A 5,542-nucleotide genomic window follows, 5' to 3' on the forward strand; every position below is an offset into this window, starting at 1 on the left:
TTATTCTTATTGATTACAACCTAAATAAGTCACGTGACGTTATTACTCGAACTTATGAAAATTTGCAAAACCTGGACAAAGAGAATCTGGTGAAATTCTCCTGGGGAGCATATCAACTCCAACCACAAGACACGCTTGAAGTGGCGATGCTGAGAGCCGACGAACTGCTCTATCAACATAAGCGCAGTAAATATGAAGAGCGTAAATAGGAAGTCAACGCCGCTATACCTATAAAAAGGAAAAATCCCCGCCAGAGCACGGGGAAAATAGGACTTCCAAGGAAAAAATGCGGACAAACTATACCCGGTATGGCAACCACACACTGCGGTATATCCCTCACAAATGTTACTCTCAGATTTACCTGACTGGAGCTCAAGCCTATTTGAGCTCGTAAAATCATGTGGTGATGGGGTAACAGAAATTTTGTTACCTGTACCTACCAGTAAGGGATGAATGCTCTTAGCAAACCAATCTCATCGTGAACGTTGCACGATAAGGAAAACTTAAGACAATTTTTCTTTTTTCTACAAAAAAAGATGTCTTTCATATTATACTTACACACAACATCTAAAAACATACAAAAACAGATAAAACATCCTCAACACTTATCCCCTTCTTAAAAGTTAAATAGTCGAACTTGTTTTTTAGAAAATGTTAAATATATTTTATACACATAAGCCTACTTCTATTATTCTGCTTTCAAATATTGATCGGGATCACAAAACATTCATTATAACATGGACAAAAATCGTGTGTTTAATAGTGTGGCACTGAGTCTAACAGGAGTTCATTCTTATGAGCATTTTTATGAAATCATATACCGACGACCGTTGGTTTAATGTTGACAATCTGATTGCCAATCACCATCCATAATCTCCCTTCTTTGCTTTTCATTCGACAGCAAGACTAACACACGTCGGTCAAGCTCTGTCATGCCATAAATTATTCAGCCTCGTCTTAGATGCATGAACAGCACGGGTTCATTTTCTGTCTCACTCCTTTGTGGCGCAGAATGCCTGGACAGCGTGCATGCTCATAAGTCCTAGTCGAATATTTAATGCATCCCGTTTTAAACCATGATTCGTTCATAACGAATCACTGGCTTCTCATACTCTAAAGAAAATAAAGGATTAAATAATGGAACATTTTAAACATTTGCCAGAGCCTTTTCGTATCAAAGTCATCGAACCGGTAAAACGTACAACCAGGAAATACCGTGAAAACGCTATTCAAAAAGCAGGGATGAACCCGTTTTTGCTTGATAGTAAAGATGTCTTTATCGATCTACTCACCGATAGCGGAACCGGTGCCGTCACTCAAAACATGCAGGCAGCCATGCTGCGGGGAGACGAAGCGTATAGTGGAAGCCGAAGTTATTATGCTCTGGCCGACGCAGTAAAAGATATATTCAATTATGAGTATACAATCCCAACCCACCAGGGCCGTGGCGCAGAACAGATCTACATTCCGATCCTCATTAAAAAGCGAGAAGTGGAAAAGGGCCTGGACCGGTCTAAAATGGTCGTCTTCTCTAACTATTTCTTCGACACGACACAAGGCCATAGTCAAATAAATGGTTGTACAGTGAGAAATGTTTATACTCGTGCTGCCTTTGATACAGCGAACTATGACGATTTCAAAGGCAATTTTGATCTTGATGCTTTAGAAAAAGGAATACTCGAAGTTGGTGCCCAGCATGTTCCTTATATCGTATCGACGATCACCTGTAACTCTTCGGGAGGCCAACCCGTATCTCTGGCCAACCTCAGAGCGGTTTACAGTATTGCACAAAAATATGATATCCCGGTAGTAATGGACTCCGCACGTTTTGCTGAAAATGCATACTTCATTCAGCAAAGAGAGTCTGAATATAAAGACTGGACTGTCCTGGATATCACGAGAGAAACTTATAAGTATGCTGATATGCTGGCAATGTCGGCAAAAAAAGATGCTATGGTGCCAATGGGAGGGTTGCTGTGTATTAAAAATGAGAGTTTTATCGATATTTATAACGAATGTCGAACGCTATGCGTGGTCCAGGAGGGTTTCCCCACATATGGGGGTCTGGAAGGCGGTGCAATGGAACGTCTTGCCGTTGGTTTGTATGACGGAATGCGTCAGGACTGGTTAGCCTATCGTACCGGACAAATTCAGTATCTCGTGGACGGGCTTGAAAATATCGGCGTTAAATGCCAGATGGCCGGGGGCCATGCGGCATTTGTTGATGCAGGTAAGTTGTTGTCGCACATTCCCTCTGAACAATTTCCAGCACAATCTCTTGCATGCGAACTCTATAAGGTAGCTGGAATTAGAGCTGTTGAAATCGGTTCGTTCCTACTCGGCAGAGACCCTAAAACAGGGCAACAGCTACAATGCCCCGCTGAACTACTGCGGTTAACGATCCCCAGAGCGACCTATACTCAAACTCACATGGATTTTATTATTGAAGCGTTTAAGCACGTGAAAGAAAACATCCTCAATATTAAGGGACTGGATTTTACATATGAACCAAAAGTATTACGTCACTTTACCGCAAGGCTAAAAGAAGTATAACCCTTTAAATCTACTAAATGGCCACAGTAGTGGCCATTTAGTAGGCAGGTATTAAGATGCGCTGTATTTAAACCAGTCGCACTGCTGTAAATAAGGTGGTGGTATGAAAATTTCATCAAAAACTAAACACTCCTCATTCTGGGGGGTAATGGTCATTGCTGCCACTGTTGTGGGAGGAGGAATGTTTGCTTTACCCGTCGAACTGGCTGGTTCATGGTTCCTGTGGGGAGTTTGCATTCTTATTATAGCCTGGTTTTCAATGCTGCATTCGGGGTTGTTGTTACTAGAAGCTACGCTAAACTATCCGGTAGGTTCCAGTTTTAATACCGTTACGAAAGATCTAATTGGTGAAAGGTGGAACATTATTAGCGGGATCACTATTGCATTTGTACTGTACATCCTTACGTATGCATATATATCAGCTAATGGCGCTATAATAAGTGAGACGCTTCTTATCAACTGGGACTATAGTATCGCCCCGGAGATTGTAGGTGTAGGAACGGCTATTCTGGCTGGTATTATTCTGTTTCTGAGCTCTATGGCTGCGACCAGAATAGCCTCTATTTTCCTTGGTATTAATATCATTGCGTTCATTGTAATCTGCGGTACCTTTTTTCTCAGAGTGGATTACTCAACGTTAATGGATGCTCATTCCGCTAATGGGAACGATGAAAGTTATTTTCCCTATATTTTTATGGCACTACCAGTTTGCCTCGCCTCCTTCGGATTTCACGGGAATATCCCGAGCCTTATAATAAGCTATGGTAAAAATAACAAGCAACTGATCAAGAGTATTGTCTTTGGTTCTTTACTTGCTCTTATTGTCTATTTACTGTGGTTGTACTGCACCATGGGCAGTATCCACCGAGATGAATTTCGTCAGATCATCTCAGCGGGGGGGAATATTAATCACTTAGTTAAATCATTCATAGCAAACAGTCAAGGTGGAACATTTAAATTATGCTTAATTCTGTTTTCTAATCTGGCTGTTGCTAGCTCCTTTTTTGGCGTTACTTTAGGTTTGTTTGATTACCTGTCGGATCTCCTTAAAATTGACAGCTCACTATTTAATCGAGGAAAAGTAGTGCTGCTGATTTTTATCCCTCCATGCATTCTGTATTTATTTGTACCTAATGGTTTCATCTATGGCATTGGTGGTGCTGGATTATGCGCTACAATCTGGGCAGTTATTATCCCTGCCGCTTTAGCCCTGAAGTCCAGAGAAAAATTTCCACACAAGGAATTTACTGTCTGGGGAGGAAAATACATTCCAGCATTTGTGGTTATCTTCGGTATCGCTGTCATCATTTGTTGGTTAGCTAATGCACTAGAGATATTACCGAGATTCAAATAATAAGTTAATTAATCTGATATGTTTTACACTAGATAATGATAGTGTCCATACACGTTGACAGCTCTTATACTTTCTAACTAAACCAATAAAGTATGAAGCCCGCCTTTATGCGGGCTTCATCGCATATCCTAATTTTATTATTACACAAGAATTAAAATCCTTAAACACCACCAGTGTTAATATGAAAGCATCATCTTTTACAACCAAAAATGTATATCATACCTGGGTCATATCGATGCTACTGAGAGCATCAGAGCGTGAACTGACTGGGACTGGCAATGATAAGCCGACTTAAGCCTACCATTACCAGAAAAGCGCCAGAGGTATTGCATAATATATTAATAGATAAACCTTATAGTAATCAGATATCCGGGATTACTTGTGTTTATACAATGCGGCGTTTGCACTCCATTTACTCCCGTGTCCCGGGATCGTCAGGCGACTCACCATAAAATAATCAGCACCTGCGCGCTCCGCTTTTCTCTTCAATAAAGACATTGCATCACCCGAAGTCGATGCATCCGATACAGATATATGACCGGTCTCAATTAGGTCACTTGATTTATTATGTATCTCTGTAGCTGAAATAGCTGACATTGACATACCGAGAAGAAGCATTGCACCAAGATTTTTAACTTTCATAAAACCTCAAAGAGTAAATAAATACATGAGATTATAGTTAATCAGAATGGTATGTTTAAAACAATAAAGCACCTGATGCTTTACATTCAATTACACGAATTGAAATACACCCCACAATATGAACAAAGGATGAGATGCTTATCGTAATACATATTTCAGATAATGAATTAAAATTAACACCACCACTATATATTTATGTATTACATTTAACTCAGAGAAAAAAATCACCAATATTAAATGTCAGAACCAATAGTTCCTAAATCGTTTAATACAACCTAAAATGCAAATTGCATAGATAAATATGATCTGTATCACATTATGTACGAATGGCGAGAGAACCAATACGTAACGCCTCTGTCTAACTTGGTAAAGTTATACACTACCAAAGCAAGCTGACTACAAATTGGTAACAGGAGGGGGAAGTGAAAAAAGTGTGGCTGGTAATTTTTTGCATTGTTTCCGGATGTGATGAAAATATGAGTGAGGATTCAGCTTCAATTAGTGGCAAGAGCAGCATGGACAGTTTAACAACACTTCAGTCGGTCATAATTTCCGATATTGATACATACAAACGAGAGCGTGGTATTTTTTCTTTATGGGACCACATAAATACAGAGTATGTTACTACGCCATACATTCGTAGCAAATCAGTGACATCTACAAGAAAAAGTCCATCTCCCATTTTTGAAAAATGCTATTCAGCTGACTATCCCAGACGTTCTGGATGAACATCCTTTTTGTTATCTCCTCGTTTACTAATATCCCATAGTTTATATTATACTGTGTTTACCACTTTTTTTGTTGGTTAAACAGAATTGCTGAATCCGCTCACTCTTTTTAAGTAAATCCCCTAACTTTTAAAAATCACATTAATAAATTATCTGCACGGGGACGGTCTGCTCCCGACAGAGCTGTGGACTGACCCCGCCCCGGTAGACGATCCTGCCCTATAGTTGGACTGACCCCGCCCCGGTAGACGATCCTGCCCTATAG

The 5,542-nt window shown here is 40.1% G+C and carries 4 protein-coding genes and 1 pseudogene; 4 read left to right on the forward strand and 1 reads right to left on the reverse strand.

The features are described from left to right. From GYRE_RS24860 to tnaB, 3 genes and pseudogenes are all read left to right on the forward strand, one after another. A pseudogene (locus GYRE_RS24860) lies at positions 1–209 on the forward strand (diguanylate cyclase DgcJ); the annotation flags it as partial. A 928-nt stretch (positions 210–1,137) separates the two neighbouring features. Continuing rightward, on the forward strand, positions 1,138–2,553 hold the full coding sequence (tnaA, locus tag GYRE_RS21030) for a tryptophanase (RefSeq protein ID WP_038258145.1): 1,416 nt from the start codon (positions 1,138–1,140) through the stop codon (positions 2,551–2,553). A gap of 103 nt (positions 2,554–2,656) precedes the next feature. Further along, positions 2,657–3,907, forward strand: coding sequence for a low affinity tryptophan permease TnaB (tnaB, locus tag GYRE_RS21035; RefSeq protein ID WP_038258147.1), 1,251 nt, complete (start codon positions 2,657–2,659; stop codon positions 3,905–3,907). Between the two features lie 375 nt (positions 3,908–4,282). Here tnaB and GYRE_RS24055 read toward each other — a convergent pair whose 3' ends face one another. Next, positions 4,283–4,549, reverse strand: coding sequence for a YdgH/BhsA/McbA-like domain containing protein (locus GYRE_RS24055; RefSeq protein WP_072009097.1), 267 nt, complete (start codon positions 4,547–4,549; stop codon positions 4,283–4,285). A gap of 422 nt (positions 4,550–4,971) precedes the next feature. Between GYRE_RS24055 and GYRE_RS24665 the strand changes: the two genes are divergently transcribed. Continuing rightward, the gene (locus GYRE_RS24665) at positions 4,972–5,277 is read left to right on the forward strand and encodes a hypothetical protein (RefSeq protein WP_146748680.1); all 306 of its coding nucleotides are present in this window, start codon (positions 4,972–4,974) and stop codon (positions 5,275–5,277) included. The last annotated feature ends 265 nt before the right edge of the window (positions 5,278–5,542 follow it).

It is taken from the genome of Yokenella regensburgei ATCC 49455, from assembly GCF_000735455.1.
Lineage (GTDB): Bacteria > Pseudomonadota > Gammaproteobacteria > Enterobacterales > Enterobacteriaceae > Yokenella > Yokenella regensburgei.

What these genes read in the sequence shown, in the direction of transcription:
- tnaA (WP_038258145.1), top strand. Translation starts at nt 1,138, where the DNA reads ATGGAACATTTTAAACATTTGCCAGAGCCTTTTCGTATCAAAGTCATC.
- tnaB (WP_038258147.1), top strand. Translation starts at nt 2,657, where the DNA reads ATGAAAATTTCATCAAAAACTAAACACTCCTCATTCTGGGGGGTAATG.
- GYRE_RS24055 (WP_072009097.1), bottom strand. Translation starts at nt 4,549, where the DNA reads ATGAAAGTTAAAAATCTTGGTGCAATGCTTCTTCTCGGTATGTCAATG.